Source organism: Rothia sp. HMSC065G12 (genome assembly GCF_001811455.1).
Classification (GTDB): Bacteria; Actinomycetota; Actinomycetes; order Actinomycetales; family Micrococcaceae; genus Rothia; species Rothia dentocariosa.
The window spans coordinates 56,140-76,319 of sequence record NZ_KV804801.1 but is presented as its reverse complement, the minus strand read 5'-3'; the positions used below and the strand labels follow the sequence as shown (position 1 = coordinate 76,319).

Sequence of the window (20,180 nt, the reverse complement as noted above, 5' to 3'; positions counted from 1 at the left end):
TAAAGGGTGGAGTCTTCTCAGAAAACTAGATAAAACCCGGTCAGCACACCAAAAAACAAAAATCCCCGACCTCGAAAACTCGAAGCCGGGGAAAGAGCGGAGGATGGGGGATTTGAACCCCCGAGGGCGTGAACCCAACACGCGTTCCAGGCGTGCGCCATAGGCCGCTAGGCGAATCCTCCAACAAAACACCCAAAAGGGCGAACGGATAAAACTATACAGGGAACCCAACACTAAGGCAATTCTGCCCCAACGAAAGTGCCCAATGCCACTAGGCACCCCAAGGCCCCGACACCAAGTTCACAACCACCACAAAATCAGGTAGACTGGTACGTGCCTCTTACGTGGCGTTATCTTGGAAAACTCCCCCAGGACCGGAAGGTAGCAAGGGTATTCGAGCTATGACGGGTGCGTAAGAGGTTTTTTATATCCAAAAACATTCGCAGCAGAAACACACCGTCATAGTGCGCTCACGCGCCCGCTTCGCGGCTTCAACCTCAGATTTATTTCCTCGCGCGCTCGGAATCTGAGGCTTCAGCGGTTGCGTAAGAGGTTTTATCGTTAAACTTCGGATGCATTACACAGTGCATCAGGCTGACAGGATTTCCCAGCTTTACAGGGACCCTGTCAGCTACGCTCGTTCCTCGTTTGCTGACATCCCTAGGCGCTTAGAAATCCTGTAGCCAGGATGCACCTGCATCTCGTTTCCCTTGGGGCGGGAGGGGCAAGTGTTTCTGGGTTTCTAGTGTTTTTTGGCAAAATGATGTTTTCCGTTTCAGCGTCGAAGGTGGATTCTAGGTTCTTCTAGAATTCGGGAGCGTTTTCTTCAAGAGACTCATCTGAGATAACCTGCCCACCATTTCTCACAGGCGAGAATTTAGGTATAAACCATCCCACGCCGGTAACGAAACCAAGCCCCAAGTGTGCATCCGTGAACTAAAATAGTGTAGAACCCCGCATCGTCAACCAGAAGGTCACCCGTGAGCACAGCACTCTACCGCCGTTACCGCCCCGAGACCTTCGCCGAAGTCATCGGGCAAGAACACGTCACCGAACCGCTCATTACCGCACTCACCAACAACCGCGTCAATCACGCCTACCTCTTCTCAGGCCCGCGCGGATGCGGCAAAACCACCTCCGCACGAATCCTGGCACGCTGCCTCAACTGTGCCCAAGGACCAACCCCCACCCCCTGCGGCGTATGCGACTCCTGCCGCGAACTCTCCCGCGACGGCGGCGGCTCCCTTGACGTCATCGAAATGGATGCGGCATCCCACGGCGGCGTAGACCATGCCCGCGACCTGCGTGAACGTGCAACCCTCGCACCCGTGCGCGACCGCTACAAAATCTTCATCATCGACGAAGCACATATGGTCACCCGCGAAGGATTCAACGCCCTGCTCAAAATCGTCGAAGAACCGCCCGAGCACATCAAATTCATCTTCGCCACCACAGAGCCAAATAAGGTTCTCGGAACCATCCGCTCACGCACCCACCACTACCCGTTCCGGCTGGTACCGCCAGAAGTTCTTCTGCCCTACCTCGAAAAACTCTGCAGCGAAGAGAACGTGCCCGTCGAATCCGGGGTGCTTCAACTCGTCATCCGTGCCGGCGGCGGCTCCGTGCGCGACTCGCTCTCCATTCTTGACCAGCTTATCGCCGGTGCCAACACCGAATCCGGCATCAGCTACGACCGCGCGGTCGCCCTGCTCGGGTACACGCACGCCCAACTTCTCGACAACGTGATTGATGCGTTTTCCGCCCAGGATGCGCCCTCCCTCTTCGAGGCGGTCTCGCGGGTGGTGGCGACCGGGCAAGACCCCCGCCGTTTCGTCGAAGACCTGCTCGAACGCCTACGTGATTTGATTGTGGTGCAGGCGGTACCGCAGAATGCCGCGCAGATTCTGCAAGGCGTTCCCGCCGATCAGATAGAACGCCTCAAAGCGCAGGCGCAAGCCTTCGCCACGGCCCAGCTGACCGGCGCGGCGAGCACCGTTAATGAAGTGCTTAATTCTATGACCGGTGCCACCAACCCGCAGCTGCAGCTTGAACTGCTATGTGCGCGGCTGCTAGTTCCTGCGGGCAGCCCGGGCGGTGCTGGCGGCGATCTCACCGCCCTGGCCTCTCGGCTGGATGCGCTCGAACGTCGTCTTGCCGCCGGTGGTGCGGGTGCGCCTCAACGCGGGGGACGCTCGGGAAATCCCGCAGTGAGTCAGAGTACGCCTTCCGCCGCGCAGAATAACGTATCGCCCAGCGCTAGCGGTTCCACCGAACGTCAAGCTCCCACGCAGCACGCCGCTCCCCCATTAGCTGCAAGCGTCGGAGCATCAAAGAAGGCGGCTGGTGCCGAGGCTACGAACGCATCGGCGCAGCATCGCGGCCCCGTTTTAGGGCAGAACACGAATCAGCAGGTGCCTAAGTCTGAAACGGAAGGCGAGCAAAAAGGGACGCCCCAGAATCAACAGTCTCAGGGTTCCGCGCCTCAGGACTCCGCGCCATTGGCCCCTGCCGCAGGGAGTACAGGATCTTCCGAAGGTGCGCCTTCGGAGCCCACACCATCCCGTTCGGTTCCCTCAGAACCATCGGCCGCGCAGGAACCTCCCGTCAAGCGCGTTACCGTCGCGGATGCAGAAGACCCGCTTGCCTCGGTGCGTGCCAACTGGCGTGCCGTGATTGCTCGGGTGAGTGCGCCGGGCGCATCCGAAAAACTATTACAGGTTGAACCCGTGCGTCTGATTAGCGGCGAACTGTATGTGCGGGCAGATATGCCTACACTCAAGGCGGTTGCTTCTTTTGTGCCGGAGTTGAGCGCGCGCGTGAGCGATTTTCTGCGCAAGCAGGTGCGTGTGCGTGCCGAAGTTGCGCGTCCCCAAACCCAGCCAGATGCGCGCCCTGCCCAGGCACCCGCCGCGAACCAGAAATCTTCTGATCCCGCGCCGATCGCTGACGGTCCGCGTGGTGGCGTGGATGCGTGGAACCGCCACGGGCAGCCCGTCCCGTCCGGGCAAGAGGCGGCATCACAGGGTACAACCAACGTAGATGCGCCCATCACGGCCTGGGAGGTCGCGCCTATTCCGCAAGATTCCGAGGATTCCCCCGCCGAGCTGCACCCGGATGATGCGGCTGAGGGCCAGCACGCCGCAGCATCACAGTCCGGTTCTTCCCCGCAAGATACAGCGCCTCAAGATTCCCCGTCTCAGCCCAGCGCATCCTCGGAGGCGCAAGCGAACTTGCCTCCCGAAACCGAGCCTGTACCCCCTGAAATACCCGAAGATAGCGGGAATACGAGGGTTCCCGAGGGCGGTTTTGGCGAGCGCGATTCCTTCGCGGCCTCGGGCAGCGGGATTCCGCAGCAGGATTCTCCGAGTCCGCACGAACAGGGTGAGGATAGCGGTAATAAAGATCCTCAGGATGCCGGTAACCATGATGAACCGGTGGACGATTCCGCGCCGGATCCGGGCGAGACGCAGGGTGAGAGCTCTTCCCCCTCAGTTTCCCTTGAGTCTGTAGGTACCGCCGAAAACGCCGAGTTCAGCAATATTCCGGCGCCAAGCGCATCCGCACCGCTGGCTGCGGGGAATAAGCCGGCTCGGGAGGCTGCCGCATCCGCCCCGGTCTCACCTTTACCACCCCTGGCTCAGCGGCTGGATTCAGCGGACACAAAACCCGAAGAGCCGCCCGCCGAATCCGAGCAGGAGACTGCCCCGGCACGCGGACAACGCGCGCAGCAGGAGCAGAGCGATGAAGAAGATGTCGTTTCTGATGACGACGAAAGAATTGAGAACAGCGTTCATATCGGTTTGCGCGCCATCGAAAAGATTATTGGCGGCAAGGTGATCGACGAACGTCCGCTCCATCAGATTTAGCGCGGCACAACGCGCTCACAGCACACACAGACGAGGAGAAGCATGTACGAGGGCGCAGTCCAAAATCTCATCGATGAACTTGGTCGCCTGCCGGGGGTGGGTCCCAAGTCGGCGCAGCGCATCGCCTTCTATATTCTCAACTCTGACGCCTCAGATATGGCACGCCTGACCAACGCGATTTCGAAGGTCAAATCGAGTGTGAGCTTTTGCGAAATATGCGGCAACGTTTCGGAGACGAAGCAGTGCGTTATCTGCCGTGATGATCGGCGTGACCCGGGCCTGATTTGCGTGGTTGAGGAATCCAAGGATGTGGTGGCGATTGAGCGCACCCGTTCCTTCACTGGGCGTTACCATGTGCTGGGCGGGGCTATTAACCCGTTGGCGGGGCTTGGCCCCGAGCAGCTGCGTATTCGTGAGCTGGTTTCGCGCCTGGCAGATGAGCGTATTCAAGAGATTATTCTAGCGATGGACCCTAACCTTGAGGGCGAAGCGACCGCAACCTACCTTTCGCGAATGCTGGTTCCGCTGGGCATTCGCCTCTCACGGCTGGCATCCGGTCTGCCCGTCGGCGGCGACCTGGAATATGCAGACGAGATTACGCTCGGGCGCGCGCTTGAGGGGCGCCGCGTGATCAGCGAAGGCGCGGGTATCGCTCAGGGGAATGCCGCCGAAGATTTTGAGCAGGTGGTTGACGAAGAGCAGACGGAACGTGAGCGCGCTGATGCTGAGCCAAAGGCGCCGCGTAAACGCTGGAGCGGGAGCATGTTCGACGACCTTGATGATTCCTCCCAGGGTGAGCCCGAGGACTCTTCTTCTGACGATCTGCACGACGCGGAGAACGATAATTCTCGTGCGGATAGTTCCCCCTCACCTGGCACGCAGACCACTGTGGATGAGGCACTTATCGAGCAGGCACTCGATGATTCTGCCCATGCAGAAGCCCCGAGTTCCGAAGACTCGACAGATTTCTCTCAAGAGACCCATAAATCGGCGGCTCAAGCTGAGCAGATTCCGGTGGATATTACGCGCGCTGATGCCTACCGCATCCACGCACACCGGTCGGAGGATTATGAGGCGCGCATCCGCAAAATCCAGGAGGAGCCCTTACGCACACCCACCCCGGAGGTTCCACCCCTGCCCGGTGCCAAATACGTTAACCCGTGGAGCTAATAAGCCCTGCCGTTCTATAAAAGCGGAATCGCAGCGCCCGGTTCCGCAGAGTCATCCGTAACAGTTCTTCATATTTCACGTTCTAATACACATACATGCACAATTCCCACCGCGCGCCGCATCTGCCTACTATGTAAAGAGCCGGTAAACTAGCCGGTGGCATACTCAATACTGACCTGGAGAATTCAATGAGCCTGATCGTCCAAAAGTTCGGCGGTTCTTCCGTCGCGGATGCCGAGGGTATCAAACGCGTCGCCCAGCGCATCGTGGACACCCAAAAAGCGGGCAATGATGTGGTCGTGGTCGTCTCCGCGATGGGTGACACCACTGATGAACTACTCGACCTTGCCGCTGAAGTAACCGCTACCGTTACCCCCTCGCGCGAGCTCGATATGCTCCTGACTGCGGGTGAGCGCATCTCGACGGCTATTCTGTCGATGGCGGTCAATGATCTAGGCGCGAAGGCGCAGTCTTTCACGGGTTCCCAGGCGGGCATGATTACTGACGGCGTGCATGGCGCGGCGCGGCTTGTGGAAGTCAATCCAGACCGTATTCGCCGGTCTGTTGAGGCCGGAAACATTGCGATTGTGGCGGGTTTCCAGGGTGTTAACCGCCAGAGCGGTGACATTACGACCCTCGGTCGCGGCGGTTCAGATACTACGGCGGTCGCTCTTGCGGCGGCGCTTCATGCGGATGTGTGCGAGATTTATTCGGATGTGGACGGCGTGTTCACAGCCGATCCGCGCATCGTATCAACCGCGCATAAACTCAATACTGTCACAAGTGAAGAAATGCTTGAGATGGCGGCGAATGGCGCAAAGATTCTGCATCTGCGCAGCGTGGAGTACGCCCGCCGTTTCAATCTGAAACTGCATGTGCGTTCGTCATTCTCGAATCTTGAAGGCACTCTTGTTATCCCGGAAAATTCCGCGGAACTAACCCCCACCCATGTGAAGGAGATTCCCTTGGAACAGCCCCTGATTTCTGGCGTTGCGCACGACCGTGGACAGGCAAAAATTACCGTGGTGGGCGTGCCCGATATCCCCGGATCTGCCGCTAAGGTTTTCGGTCTGCTCAATGAGGCCAAGATTAACATCGATATGATCGTGCAGAACGTCTCGACCGACCGCCCGAACGTGACCGATATTTCCTTTACGCTCAACCAGGCGCAGGGTCCGCAGGCGTTGCAGGTACTTGAGAAGACCCAGGCCGAGATCGGTTTTGAAGAGGTTATTTATAACGAGGCAGTGGGTAAGCTTTCGCTTGTGGGCGCGGGCATGAAGACCAACCCGGGTGTTTCGTTTACCTTCTTTGAGGCGCTGAGCAATGCGGGTGTGAACGTCGAGATGATTTCGACCTCCGAGATTCGCATCTCTGTTATCACCGAGCTCTCAAAGCTTGATGAGGCGGTCCGCGCGGTACACACCGCCTTCGAGCTTGATGCCGAAGGCGAAGCCACCGTATACGGCGGAACAGGCCGCTAAACTTCTTATCTTCCAAGAAGGGTTAGGGGCGTCGGAAGGACATTTTTGTCTTTCCGACGCCCCTACTTCTTAAACTCATCTACCTTCTTTATGTGAAATATCGATTTATGTGCTTCACTTATTTCAGATATTTGATACGCTGGTATTTGTAACGCTAGTGCACCATTGCAGCTGGTTCCCGTCGAAACTCTTATTCTTCATGGTCACCGACTGTCTGCGCACGAAAGGAAAGCTTATGTCTGTAACTATTCCCAATCTGCGTGACGAAACTATTTCTCAGGCTCGTGCCGAGGCACAGCACATCCTTGCCCAAGCGAAGGAAACCACGATTTCACTCAGCGTTTCCGGAGCGGAAAGTGGACAAATCGGGGATGCGCTCAATCAGGTCATCTCTCAGGTTTTGCATGCTTTGGCTCAAGGACAGCACATCGACATTCAGACCATCCCGCACGATCTGACGACCACAATGGCCGCACAGCGCATCGGCATTTCTCGCCCTACGCTCATGAAGGCAATCCGCTCGGGAGAGCTGCCAGCTCACAAGGTTGGATCCCATTTCCGCGTTCGTACCGAAGATGCCGATAGGTTCCGCAAGAAACTACTGGAAAAAAAGGTTGCCGAAAGCAAACAAGCGCTCCAAGACCTCTGGGCGTTCGAAGAAGAAAATAACCTTGTAGATGTACTCGGGGGCCCTGCGTGGTAACACGTGATTATTCCGTCCTGCTCGATACCAATATCCTGATGAGCAAGACCCTGCGGGACTGGATCTTAATGCTCGCAAAAGAGTCCAAATATCAACTCTTCACGCCATATATCTCATGGGGAATTCTTGATGAGTTTGGGTACAGAGTGCGCCGCAATGAGCCAACGCTTGATGACGGAGTAATATCCACATGGCGAAAGCAGATTCTCAAAGTAACCGGTCAGCCACTCGAAGGTTTTCCTGTAGGCTCTGTCGAGGGGTACCCCGACCAAGATGATCTTCATGTACATGCCGCAGCCCAGTACTGCGGTATGCATATTCTCGTCACTGACGACGTAAAGCTCCTTGCCTATGCGAGCACCACAGAATCAGAGCTAACACAAAACTATGAGACCTTCAGCGCCGACGATTTTCTCATGCACCTCACAGAGCTCTCGTCCCTTTCCCTCTTCGCTCAAGTGTACGTTAAACATGTAAAGTACACCCTTAGTCGCGGCTATAAAGATATCGATGTATGTAAGGCGCTAGACCGCACAAAAGATAGACGAGGGAATATTCAGAGACCTCTCGCTCCTACGTTTGCCCGATTCTTACGAACAAATATTATTAACCGCCCGAATGTCGCCTCTGCTATCGACCGAATTCTTACGGAAAGCGCCGATGTTCCGTTCCCTCCGTCCTCATGATCTTGCGCTCCCTTATACGCCCTGCGCAGCAGATAGTTTAGTCTAGAAGAATGACTCCCAAAGTGCTACAGGTACTTGACGGCTCGCTCTGGCGTGCTTGTGCGAAGGAGCATGAGCGCCGGGCGGGTCGTTTTGCTGACCCGTTTGTGCGGCGGCGCGAGCGGGGGCAGGCGCATCCGGTTGAGGATTTTCTGTTTACGTACTACACACTCAAGCCTGGTCAGTTCAAGCACTGGCATCCGGGGGCAGGCGTCATTCTGCTGGATGCCGCCGAGCGCACCAGCTGGAAATTCTACCGCGCTGCAACCGAGGACGAGCTCCTTTCAGCTGGGCTCTCCCCCGACGATGCACACGCCCATGCCGAACGCGGCGATGCGGTTCTCGTGGATGTACCCCAATTCGTAGACAAACGTGGCACCGCCCTCACGTTCACCCGCGAAATTCTGTCAAATACAGCCGATAAAAAAGCGTTTTTTGGATGCTTTGGTATGCACGAATGGGCGATGGCGTATAAATCAGTTCAGAACAATATTCGTCACGACTACCTGGATCTGCGTTTGGGTGCTGAGGGTACCGACCGGGTGGTTGAGTCGCACCGCATCCGCTGTTCGCATTTCGATGCGTTCCGGTTTTTCATGCCTCAGGCGGCACCCATGAACGAGCTGCAGCCCACCCGTGAATCGCAGCGCACACTAGAACAGCCCGCTTGCCTGCACGCCAATATGGACGTCTATAAGTGGGCATATAAGCTGATTCCACTCATCGATTCGGCGCTCGTGATGGACTGTTTTGAGCTTGCTTGGGATGCGCGCGAACTCGATATGCGCGCCGCACCGTACGACCTTCTCGATTGGGGCTATGAGCCTATTAAGGTAGAGACCCCCGAGGGTAAAGCCGAGTATGTGCGGTATCAACGCGAGCTTTCGGAGCGTTCGGTGACGCTGCGCCGTCGCGTCTTGAGCCAGATTGAGGGCGCTCTCGATCGCACCGCCGTGGCTTAATCTAATTTCTCCCCCGCCGGAAAACGAGGGAGAAATACTTGTGGTTGAGTTTATCTATCGCGATAGCCTGTCTTTTTCATCCCGAGGAGCATCTTCGAGCTTTTCTGAAGTGCCACACTCCTCAAGCCCGTATGTATTCGGTGAATATTTTCAGCGATCGTTATTTACTTAGTGGTGATTGTCCTGCACGGCTTGTGCGGTGACTCAGCGCGGTGCATCACCGCCCACCCCGGAAATGATGGCTCATTCCGCTCGGTGGAACGGAGTGAATTAACATAGCCGCGCGCTATGCCTCTTCAAGCCACGGTGGTTACGCGGTTGATGCAGCTCAGGGTTTGCCCGTTTTGTTTTCTGCCAGTGGTGATGACAGGAGTGCGATGAGGCGCCGCTTGAAAACTGACGCGACATCATACACGTTCTTAGAGAATTTGTAATCATATATTCTCTGTGAACATAATCACTTTAAACAAAATGTGAGCAAAATGAATCGTTGATGTCACTTTTATGGAGCAAAAGTTTACAACGGAAATATACTATACAGCATGCGAGATTGGTTTTTATAATTTACATGTAAATAGTTTATGTGAAATCAGCAACTTTGAGATTAGTTTACCACTCAAGCATACTTTAAACATTGACACGACGCTTGAAAACTAGCTGAGGCGCGCATCCTGATATGCGTAATCTCCAAAATTATTCTTTAATCCGCAATTCTGAAACATCACCTGCTAAAGACTTCAAAATTCCGATGTTCGCTCACAGAGAACGATTTTTGAGAAGAATTATTACGCTTTCCTACAAGGAGTTTTGATTCCACACTTTCTTCTTGGTAAGGCATAACTCACCATGAGTATCTTCATATTTCTGCGCATCTAGTTTCACGTTCCCGCACCCGCCGCTCTTTCACCGATACCGCGATCAAAATTCGCTCGCCGAACGGGCGTCAAGAAGCGTGCTTGCGGTAACATTAAGACGGCTCAATCAGAACTCATGCACCCAAGGAGTGCCCGCACATGGCCCGTATTGTTGTTGATGTTATGCTCAAGCCCGAAATTCTTGACCCACAGGGTAAAGCTATCGCTCACGAGCTGCCCCGTATCGGTCTAAATTCCTTCACCGACGTTCGCCAAGGCAAGCGTTTTGAGCTGACCGTCGAAGGCGAAGCTACCGAAGAGCATCTTGCGCAGGCACGCCAAGCGGCAGAAGAGCTACTCTCAAACCCCGTCATCGAAGACGTTGTGAACGTCTCGGTTCTGGAGGACTAAGAGCATGGCAGAATCACTCGCAGCACACGAAGTTCCCCTTGTTGGCGACTTCAGCGTCTCGGCACCCAACCCCGACTTTGCTGATGCGCGCATCGGCGTTATTACTTTCCCCGGCACCCTCGATGACCGCGATGCGGCGCGTGCAGTACGGTTAGCGGGCGGAACCGTCGTCGAACTTTGGCACGACGAGGAAGACCTCAAAAACGTTGATGCCGTCATCATTCCCGGCGGTTTCTCCTACGGCGACTATCTGCGTGCGGGCGCTATCGCGGCAAAAGCACCCGTCATGCATTCGGTCATCGCGGCGGCAAACGCAGCGGGAACCTCGGGCTCTGCTCCCCTGCCGGTGCTGGGTATCTGCAATGGTTTTCAGATTCTTACCGAGTCGCATCTGCTCCCCGGATCCATGATTAAGAACGATCACCGCAAGTTCATTTGCCGTGACCAAACCCTGCGCATCGAAAATAACGCCACCTCGTGGACCGGATCTTACGAACCTGGGCAAGAGATTGTGGTTCCGCTTAAAAACCAGGACGGTCAATACGTGGCGGACGCCAAAACCCTAGAGGCGCTCGAAGCCGAGAATCGCGTGGTGTTCCGATACGTGGGTTTCAACCCGAACGGTTCACGCCACGATATTGCCGGTATCAGCAACGAACGCGGAAACGTCGTCGGTCTGATGCCCCATCCAGAACACGCGGTTGAGCCCGGTTTTGGTCCCTCATCCTCCGGATTCGGTGATGTTTCACTACGAGGCGGTGCCGACGGCTTGGGCATCTTCACCTCCGTTCTTTCCAACCTGATCAACGCCCGCTAGACGCACGACGACAAGGATAGACACAAGCGATGAGCGAGAAGCAGTTTAACCTCGATACCGTCGAGCACGCGGCGGAAACCCCCGATACTGAACTCCCCTGGGCAGAGCTGGGGTTAAAGGAAAACGAGTTCGAAGACATCAAGAAGATTCTGGGCCGCCGCCCGACCGCGGCTGAGCTGGCCATGTACTCGGTCATGTGGTCCGAGCATTGCTCCTACAAATCCTCGAAAGTGCACCTGAAGCAATTCGGCGCCAAGGTCACCGATGAGATGAAAAAAGACCTGATGGTCGGCATCGGCGAGAACGCTGGCGTAACCGATATCGGCGACGGGTGGGCGGTAACCTTCAAGATCGAGTCACACAACCACCCCTCCTATGTTGAGCCTTATCAGGGTGCGGCAACCGGCGTGGGCGGTATTGTGCGCGATATTATTTCGATGGGTGCACGCCCGATCGCGGTTATGGATCCGCTACGTTTCGGCGCTATCGACCACCCGGATACCGCCCGCGTGGTCGGCGGCGTGGTCGCGGGTATTGGCGGCTACGGTAACTCTCTGGGGCTGCCCAATATTGGCGGCGAAACCGAATTTGACGCCTGCTACCAGGCAAACCCCCTCGTCAATGCCCTGGCAGTCGGTATTATGCGCCACGAAGATATTCGCCTGGCAAACGCATCCGGCGTGGGCAATCAGGTAGTGCTCTTCGGGGCACGCACCGGCGGCGACGGTATTGGCGGCGCATCTGTACTGGCTTCAGAATCCTTTGACGATACCAAGCCCTCCAAGCGACCCGCAGTGCAGGTAGGTGATCCCTTCGCCGAGAAGGTTCTGATCGAATGCTGCCTGGAACTCTTCAAGGGTTCCGTGGTTGAGGGGATTCAGGATCTCGGCGCTGCCGGTATTTCCTGTGCAACCAGTGAGCTCGCCTCCAACGGCGAGGGCGGCATGCATGTAGACCTTACCAAAGTACTCTTGCGAGACCCCACCTTAACCCCCGGCGAAATTCTGATGTCGGAATCGCAGGAACGCATGATGGCGGTCGTTTCGCCTGAGAACGTTGAGCGTTTTGAGGCGATTATGAAGAAGTGGGGCGTGGAGTACTCCTTCTTAGGCGAGGTGACCGATACCGGTCGCCTAACCATTGAATGGGACGGCCAGGTGATCGTTGATGTAGACCCGCGTACCGTGGCGCACGACGGCCCCACCTATGAGCGTCCCTATGCGCGCCCGGCTGGTCAGGATGCACTCCAGGCAGACCATTTCACCGGCTCCACTGCCGACGATGCACGCCCGCGCGGCGAACAGCTGGGCGAGGCTATCAAGGCGTTCATGGCATCTCCGAATATGTGCTCCAAGTCCTGGATCACCAATCAATACGACCGCTACGTGCAGGGCAACACAGCCCTCTCTATGCCGGATGATTCAGGTGTGGTACGTGTGGATGAGAACACCAACCTGGGGGTCGCGCTGGCAACTGACGCATCACCACGTTTTACCTACCTTGACCCGTATGAGGGTGCGCGCGCATCCCTGGCGGAGGCCTACCGTAATGTGGCAACTGTGGGTGCCCGCCCGGTCGCGGTTTCGGACTGCTTGAACTTCGGTTCCCCCGAAGATCCGGACGTCATGTGGCAGTTTGCGGAAGCCGTGCGCGGTCTTGCCGACGGCTGCATGGAGCTAGGTGTTCCGGTCACCGGTGGTAACGTCTCGCTGTACAACCAGACCGGAGGTAAAGCCATTAACCCGACCCCTGTGGTCGCGATGATGGGTGTAATGGACGACGTTACCCGGCGCACCCCTTCGGGTTGGGCCCCGGAACACGATGGTCAGGCCATCTACCTGCTGGGTACTACGCATGACGAGCTGGACGGTTCAGAATGGGCGCGTTTCAAGGGACACTTGGGTGGTCTGCCCCCGAAGGTTGATCTGGCGGTTGAACGTCAGCTTGGCGATATGCTCGTAAATATGTCGCGTGACGGCATGATCGATGCGGCACACGACGTTGCCGCCGGTGGTCTTGCCGCAGCACTCGCGGAAGCCTGCCTGCGTTTCAACACCGGGGCGCGCATCGGGCTGGGCGAAGTTGCCGAACGCGACGGGCTCGACCTGTTCACCCTGCTGTTCTCGGAATCCTTAGGTCGCGTGGTGGTTTCCGTCCCGCGCTCTGAGGAGGTGCGTTTCAAGGATATGTGCACCGCCCGGCAATTCCCGTTCGCGCGCATCGGCGTAGTGGATGCGCTCTCGAACGCGCTGGACTTCCAAAACGAAGTCTCCATCAACCTTGATGACCTGCGTGCCGCTCACGAAGGCACCATGGCAGCTCACTTTGGTGAGGTGGCGCAGGGCTAGATCCCTCTATCGGCATAGCCTCCCCTATACAAAAGCTCTTGATGTGAATAAAGCGGAGTTTCCAACGCTTTCTTCGCATCAAGAGCCTTTTTCTGCCTCAAGGCACTCCCCACCTGCGCTTTCACACGCTAGACTGGAGGATAGGTTACATAAACCGTTCACACCGATAACACATTCGCCCCGCCGAACCGCATCCGAAAATGCACAGACACAACAGAAAGATCACCATGACCGCAGCACCATCCGTGCAGGTCTTTGCGCCAGACATACCTAAAGCGGGCAGAATAACGCTCGCGGCATTCGCTCTCTTTGTTATCGGTTGGCTTATCTATATCGAATTCACGGGCGGACTAGACTTCAATGTCTACCGTTTCGGTGCCATGACCATCTTCGATAACGACGGCATGCACAAAGATCTCTACGCCCGAAATCTTCTGGAGTACGGCGACTTTAGGTTGCCCTTCACCTACCCGCCTTTTGCCGCGCTCGTGTTCTTACCGTTCGCTTTTCTGCCCGCGTGGGTGGGCATCGCCATCATGTATGCGATCGGCATCGGTGTTGCATGGTGGCTGGCAACCCTTATCTATAACTATGCCACCGACCGCGGCTACAGCATCCCTTTCCAGGAAAGACTCGGCACATACGGCATCATCGCTGCTCTCACGTTCATCATTATTATGACCGGGCCATGGCGGCGCGGGCTCTCGCTGATACAAATCAACCCCATCATCCTTACGCTGGTGCTTGCCGATTTTATACGACCGGCAACCCGCATTCCCCGGGGTGCGCTTATCGGCATAGCGGGCGGGATTAAGCTCACCCCGCTTGCTTTCGGCCTTATTCTGCTCATGCGCAAAGACTGGCGCGGCATCCTTACCCTAGGCGCTTCTTTCGGCACGACCATTCTTCTTGGGTTTATCTTCCTTCCGCAGCAGGCAGTTACGTTCTGGACGAGCGCCGTTTCGGATTCCGGCCGTGTTGGAGGTATTAACTTCGCCGATAATATTTCGATTCAAGGCTGGCTGATGCACCTGGGTCTGCGTGAGCCTACCCTGAGGCCTGTATATTACGCCCTTGTTCTTGCTACGATCGGTCTCTGTGCGGTGCTTCTGCGCCAGCTTATTCGCCGTAATCTTGTGCTATCTCAGGTGGCGGTCGGCGGGTTTTTGATGGTGAGTATTTCTCCCATCAGCTGGTCGCATCATAACGTCATGTTCCCACTGATTATCATGACGCTTGTTCTTGATGCTTTCCCCCTGTTTTTCACGCACCTGCCCGCCTGGTTATCCGGTACCGCACGTTTTTTGACGTGGGTGGCGTTTATCGGTCTATATATTTCGCCTATGTGGCTGGGAGCTGCTATCGGTGGAGGTTTCAACAGTCTCAATCATCTTGCGCAGTATGCCTTGTTGTTTTCGACCGTGCCGATCCTGTGTCTCTATGCCGTCATGGCTCTTTGGGCAGGTTCGGCGCTCACCCCGGCCGTGCGCATAACGCAGAATCGCGATCGCGCGGTCGCGGCGGGTCCCAAACCCGAGCCTCAGGCCGCGTAGCAGCAGGTAGTGTCATGTGCAGTTGAGTTACAACGCGCATACGGCGGTAACAAAGGATGCGGTGGTTTGCCCTCTCTGGGGAACCACCGCATCCTTATATGTCTGCGTCACAGGATGAATGCCTAAGCGCGTGTCTAAATCTGCCCTATAAGTGTCATATAACGGTTATTTACGTATATTTTTCAGTGATAATAAACACTCTGAGGCGCTATCTACACAAGTGTAACAATCTGTCACAAATGGTCCCGATATACCTCAAACGCGAACTTTGAACATCTATCGAGACGCTTACAGACGGCCACTCTGCTCGCCTAGCTGAGCAAAAAGCGCGGCATTAATACGGAATCCATCCATAGCCTCGTCAATCAGAGCTTCCCGCTGTTCTTCGCTCAAAGGAGCGCGATCAAGAAGCTCCCGATATTCATCCTTGAAGACCTTTGGCTTAGGAAGCTGCGGGAACGAGTACATGGTCAGCGCATCCCGTGCAATGCCGTAATGGCGCGCCACTAGAGCCGCCACAGCCTGCCCACCCGAGAGATCTCCCAGATAGCGCAGATAATGATGCGCCAAGAACCGCTCGGGAGCCTGGGCAGTCGCCTTGATACGCGCCACGTATTCGATAGTTGCTGGCAGCGGGGCGTCAATCTCGGTCTGCCCTAGAGCACGAATATCATGGTGAATCGCGGCGGCACGATCCAGCCCTTCCAGAGTGAAAGGATCGGTCAGCGAGTTACCGGATTCACGCAGATTCCGAGAGATTTCCTCCAGCGCCTCATAGATATAGGTGTACTGGTTGATGAGGCGTAAATACGCGGAAGTATCGAGTTTCCCGCCCATCAAATCTTCCATAAAGGTAGAGTGCTCGGCATTATCATGCACGCGCTTGGTGCTAGCTTTTAGCCGGGCCGAAAACCGCTGTTCGACAGCATCGGGTGAGGTGGTTTCGGGGGTAATAATGGCGGTCACGGAACGCCTCCTGATTGAGTTGAGAGTCATGAATATTTTTGATGACACTGTGTCACCAAATCAATAAATGACATAGTGTCACTAAATTTTTGGTTTTGCAACACCGATGCTAAAAAATTTTATTAAGGGTAACCTCATCATGAAGCAAAGTACTACAATTAAGCTACACAAGTCTTAGCTAATAGGTCTAGACTAAGACTGCTCATTACTAAAACCACGAATAGAGGAACACATGTCTATGTCGCATAACGCGAAGCGCTCATGGGCGTTTCTAGCGTCTGCCGCCGTTGGCCTCAGTGGCATCGCCGCCACCCCCGCCCTAGCGAACCAACCCGCACCGACCGCGCAGATCGTCTCTGAGCAGGCGCCAGCTGCCGCATCACAAAGCCTGCAGGATGCATCCGTAGATTGGGGCGTCAAATCCTCATTCCGCAGATACATCACCGGTCCTGTCGCCGGTGGTTCGCAGGAGCTAACCGGTGCTACCTCCAATGCGGATGGTTCTTATCACTTCACCGCCGCTGAAGGTACCGTCGAGGCAGACGGTTCGTACCACGTCAAATTCACCGGCTCCAGCGTGAAGTACACCGGGCACCACGGCGTGCTCGAAGTAACTATCAGCGACTTGGAACTTGTCATCAAAGACGGGCAAGGCAGCCTATACGCAAATATCAGCGAACGCCCCTATAACGGCAACACCACCCCGAACCCGCCCGTACAGCACGATCACACGCTGATTGGTACTTTCGATGCTTCCTCCCTGAAAAACGAAGGCGGGCAGCTGACCTTGGCAGCATCTGATGCCACCAAGGTGAAACTCAGCGCAGAAGCAACCTCGGTGTTTGCCGGGTTCTACCAGGCAGGTCAAGAGCTGGATGCGCTGGCATTCTCCGCAAAGCTCGTTACCAAGCAGGCACCGGCACCGGAGAAACCTGCTGATCCGACCCCAGAGCCGACTCAGCCTGCACCAGAACCGAGTAAGCCTGCCGATCCAGCTCCTGAGCCATCTCAGCCTGCGCCAGAGCAAAGTAAACCTGCTGAAATGCCAGAGCCGCAGCCTTCACGGAGTTCCGAGGCTCCAGCACCGCAGCCCTCTCAGACTTCTGAGGCACCTGCCTCAAACCCTTCAAAGCCCAGCGAAGCACCCAGCTCTCAACCGGCACCACAGCCCTCACAGAGTTCCGAAGCTCCGGCACCACAGCCCTCTCAGACTTCTGAGGCACCTGCCTCAAACCCTTCAAAGCCCAGCGAAGCACCCAGCTCTCAACCGGCACCACAGCCCTCACAAAGCTCGGAAGCCGCTAAGCCCGCACCGGCTCAGCCTCCGGCTACCGATGCAGCGCCGAGAACCGACGTGCCGAAAGGTCAAGGGCACATTATTGAATCCGGCAACCTGACCTGGAATATTCGTGATTCCTTCCTGCACTACCTCAACACCATTGCGCGCGGTAACATCACCGTCGAGGGTCTGTCGAAGAATGCGGCGGGCGGGCTGGACTTTACCAGCGCATCCGGCTCGTACGATGAGGCAACGAAGACCGGTCAGATCAACTTCGCGGGCAAGGTGCATATTAGCGGGCATCACGGTCAGCTCAACAGCAGCTTCGAGAACACTCGCCTAGTCATCAAAGAGGGCAAGGGCTACCTGGTTGTCGACGCCGAAGCGCTCAACATGCAGGGCGAAAACCGCACCTTCAAAGATCTTGTACTCGCCGAGGTCGATTTGAACGGTGCAACCTTAGAGAATAACGTGCTCTCGGCTAAGAATGCAGCCGTTACCGTTACAGTCGAGGGGTCCGAGGCAATCTTCGCCGGGCAGTACAATGACGCCGACAAGCGCGCTATGGCTCCGCTCTCCTTCAGCGCAAAACTCGGTTCCCAGCTGGTGGAAAATAAGGTTACCGACACCACGGTTAAGGGTTCTAACACCGGCAGCGGTTCGGCGAACCTAGGTAATAATGCGAATGCGGGTACTGGCGGCCCGAACTTTGGCGGTTCCGTGAACAATGGCGGCGGCAGTGCCTCCCCTTCCCGTAACGGCTCTGCCCCGGCTGCACACCCGAATGGCGGTAAGAGTGGTTCCTTCAGCAGCGTCTCGAAGAACCCCGCCCAGCCCGTCTGCACCCCGGTGACCGTGACCAAGCAGGTTCCCGTTAAGGCTGCAAAGAATGCACCGGCCGCATCCGCAGATGGTAAGGTTGCCAGCGCAGACCTCGGGTGGGGTGTGCGCGATTCCTTCCGCAACTACATTCGCGGCGGCATCGCTAACGGCAGCTGGGATCTGAACGGTACCACCTATTCCAATAATGCCTTCCAGTGGGCGAAGGGCACGGGTTCCTTCAAGGATGGTAAAGGCTCGATTTCCTTCACCGGTTCGGTGCATTTCACCGGACACCATGGAATTCTGGACACCACCATCTCAAACCCGCGTCTGGAGATCAACGGTAAGACCGCAGTTCTCTACGCAACGGTGGTCGGCAACGATATGGACGGCAAATCACAGAATTACGGTGAAGTTGCTCTGCTCAACGTTGATGTGAGCGGTTTGCAGGTCTCTGGCGATAAAATTTCCATCAGCGGTGCGGGCACTACCATTACCGCTGAGGGTGCTAAAGCGTTTGCAGGTTTCTACGAGGCGGGTAAGGATATGGCTCCGCTGAGCTTCTCAGCGTCGCTTTCGGGTACACAACCCGCGGGCAACACCGCCAAAACCCAGACCACCCAAACTGTGACCGAAACCGTATATCAGGGTCAGGGATGCGAATCTCTCAACGCACGCGGCTCTCATGGTCGTCTGGCGCATACCGGTGCCAGCGGTGTAGAGGCTGGGGTTGCTAGTGGTCTGGCCTCTCTGGTCGCCGGTATTGGTGCCGTACTGTACACGCGCCGTCGCAAGTCCTCCAGGATGTCTGAGCGCTCCGAATAAACCTAAGATCAGCCTATAAATACCGGCATATGCGGCGATTCTTAGGCTCGGGTTTATTCCTCGGTGCAGCATCCGCACCTCATAGCTCACCGGATGCGCCAGGGTGCGGGTAGTATCGACTACCCGCACCCTCACCCTAAGCACACGCTCTCATCACGAATACATACACTCACAGTTTTAGCCGATAGGAACTCTTCATATGGCTTTTCGTCTCTCACACCCCGGCGCAACAACACGCCCCAGACACCGGCAAGGCAGAGCGAGCGCATCGCAGAAGGTTACCGCCGCGCTATTAGCGGCATCCATATTTTTTATCTCCGGATGCGGCATCGGCACCCAAAATCCGGGCAGCACGAGCGCATCCTCGCATTCCGTGGTTGATGAACAGACCACCAAGTCTGAGCTTGAGAACCTTGCGCAGGATCTCAAGAGCAATGTTTCTTCCGATCCGAAATCGCTGACGGGTCCCAGCAGCGCGAAGAACACCCCCGAAGTTCAGCCGATGGTTGAGACTCCCACCCCGCAGCTTCCCGTGACCTTCAAGGATTTCAAGGGCGATGAGGTGACTGTTAAGTCGGCGAACCGCATCCTGGCTCTTGATCTGTACGGCACTCTCGCGCAAGAGGTCATCTCGCTGGGTTTGGGTGATCGTCTGGTCGGTCGTGTAACGTCTTCAACCGAGTCTTCGCTAGCGAAGCTGCCGCTCGTCACTCAGAACGGCCACGACCTGAACGCGGATGCGATTCTCGCGACGAACCCCGATCTTGTGCTCTGGGATAAGAGCAATGGTCCCGAAGAAGTTGTTGAACAACTGCGCGATGCGGGCGTGACTGTGGTGGTGTTCGACCATGAGAGGCGCATGGATAAGATTATTCCCCAGCTCAAGGCTGTGGCACAGGCTTTAGGCGTGCAGGAGGCGGGCGATAAGGTTGCCGAGCGCGTGCAGAAAGACCTTGATTATGCCCTGAATACCATCAAAGAAGTTGCCCCTGAAGGCGATAAGAAATTGTCGATGGCGTTCCTGTACGTGCGTGGTAATGCCGGGGTATTCTTCATTCTCGGCAAGGGTTCCGGTGCGGATGATCTGATTGCCGCGCTTGAGGGCAGAGATGTGGCTTCCGAGCAGGGAACGCGCAACATTGTTCCTGCGAATAGCGAGGCGCTGGTCAAGGTGAACCCGGATGTCATTTTGACTATGACTCACGGCGTGGAATCTACCGGCGGCTTGGATGGATTCTTGGCACGTCCGGGGGTTGCCGAAACGAACGCGGGAAAGAGCAGGCGCGTGGTTGATATGAACGACGGGCAGATTCTATCCTACGGTCCGAACACCCCCGCCGTTCTGCTTTCCCTAGCCCGCGCTATCTACGCACCCCAGCGTTAAGAGGCTCTACC

The 20,180-nt window shown here is 56.3% G+C and carries 13 protein-coding genes, 1 tRNA gene and 1 other RNA gene; 13 read left to right on the top strand and 2 right to left on the bottom strand.

Features of this window, described 5'->3' with window-relative positions:
* Positions 1-97: 97 nt before the first annotated feature.
* Positions 98-182 (bottom strand) — tRNA-Ser (locus HMPREF2804_RS02130).
* Between the two features lie 150 nt (positions 183-332).
* On the opposite strand from HMPREF2804_RS02130, the gene ffs reads away from it, so the two are divergent.
* From ffs to HMPREF2804_RS02075, 11 genes are all read left to right on the top strand, one after another.
* Positions 333-427, top strand: an RNA gene (gene ffs / locus HMPREF2804_RS02125) — signal recognition particle sRNA small type.
* A gap of 553 nt (positions 428-980) precedes the next feature.
* Complete coding sequence (locus HMPREF2804_RS02120; protein ID WP_070627064.1) at positions 981-3,866, top strand: DNA polymerase III subunit gamma and tau; 2,886 nt, start codon at positions 981-983, stop codon at positions 3,864-3,866.
* Between the two features lie 42 nt (positions 3,867-3,908).
* Complete coding sequence (recR, locus tag HMPREF2804_RS02115; RefSeq protein WP_070627061.1) at positions 3,909-5,036, top strand: recombination mediator RecR; 1,128 nt, start codon at positions 3,909-3,911, stop codon at positions 5,034-5,036.
* A 188-nt stretch (positions 5,037-5,224) separates the two neighbouring features.
* On the top strand, positions 5,225-6,520 hold the full coding sequence (locus HMPREF2804_RS02110) for an aspartate kinase (RefSeq protein ID WP_004006547.1): 1,296 nt from the start codon (positions 5,225-5,227) through the stop codon (positions 6,518-6,520).
* A 235-nt stretch (positions 6,521-6,755) separates the two neighbouring features.
* Positions 6,756-7,223, top strand: coding sequence for a helix-turn-helix domain-containing protein (locus HMPREF2804_RS02105; protein WP_239668235.1), 468 nt, complete (start codon positions 6,756-6,758; stop codon positions 7,221-7,223).
* Complete coding sequence (locus HMPREF2804_RS02100; protein WP_246824097.1) at positions 7,217-7,909, top strand: PIN domain-containing protein; 693 nt, start codon at positions 7,217-7,219, stop codon at positions 7,907-7,909. Before HMPREF2804_RS02105 ends, HMPREF2804_RS02100 begins: the two co-directional genes overlap by 7 nt.
* 50 nt (positions 7,910-7,959) lie before the next feature.
* A complete protein-coding gene (locus HMPREF2804_RS02095; RefSeq protein ID WP_070627060.1) occupies positions 7,960-8,910 on the top strand; it encodes a 3-methyladenine DNA glycosylase in 951 nt (316 codons plus the stop codon).
* A gap of 1,013 nt (positions 8,911-9,923) precedes the next feature.
* Positions 9,924-10,175, top strand: coding sequence for a phosphoribosylformylglycinamidine synthase subunit PurS (gene purS, locus HMPREF2804_RS02090; protein WP_004006543.1), 252 nt, complete (start codon positions 9,924-9,926; stop codon positions 10,173-10,175).
* A 4-nt stretch (positions 10,176-10,179) separates the two neighbouring features.
* Complete coding sequence (purQ, locus tag HMPREF2804_RS02085; protein WP_070627059.1) at positions 10,180-10,992, top strand: phosphoribosylformylglycinamidine synthase subunit PurQ; 813 nt, start codon at positions 10,180-10,182, stop codon at positions 10,990-10,992.
* A gap of 29 nt (positions 10,993-11,021) precedes the next feature.
* Positions 11,022-13,340, top strand: coding sequence for a phosphoribosylformylglycinamidine synthase subunit PurL (purL, locus tag HMPREF2804_RS02080; RefSeq protein WP_070627057.1), 2,319 nt, complete (start codon positions 11,022-11,024; stop codon positions 13,338-13,340).
* A 227-nt stretch (positions 13,341-13,567) separates the two neighbouring features.
* A complete protein-coding gene (locus HMPREF2804_RS02075; protein WP_246824096.1) occupies positions 13,568-14,893 on the top strand; it encodes a glycosyltransferase 87 family protein in 1,326 nt (441 codons plus the stop codon).
* Between the two features lie 288 nt (positions 14,894-15,181).
* On the opposite strand, the gene HMPREF2804_RS02070 is transcribed toward HMPREF2804_RS02075, so the two are convergent.
* A complete protein-coding gene (locus tag HMPREF2804_RS02070) occupies positions 15,182-15,889 on the bottom strand; it encodes a biliverdin-producing heme oxygenase (RefSeq protein ID WP_070627053.1) in 708 nt (235 codons plus the stop codon).
* A gap of 202 nt (positions 15,890-16,091) precedes the next feature.
* On the opposite strand from HMPREF2804_RS02070, the gene HMPREF2804_RS02065 reads away from it, so the two are divergent.
* Together HMPREF2804_RS02065 and HMPREF2804_RS02060 are read left to right on the top strand one after the other, a co-directional pair.
* Complete coding sequence (locus HMPREF2804_RS02065) at positions 16,092-18,785, top strand: HtaA domain-containing protein (RefSeq protein ID WP_070450853.1); 2,694 nt, start codon at positions 16,092-16,094, stop codon at positions 18,783-18,785.
* 199 nt (positions 18,786-18,984) lie between these two features.
* The gene (locus HMPREF2804_RS02060) at positions 18,985-20,169 is read left to right on the top strand and encodes a heme/hemin ABC transporter substrate-binding protein (RefSeq protein ID WP_048754549.1); all 1,185 of its coding nucleotides are present in this window, start codon (positions 18,985-18,987) and stop codon (positions 20,167-20,169) included.
* The last annotated feature ends 11 nt before the right edge of the window (positions 20,170-20,180 follow it).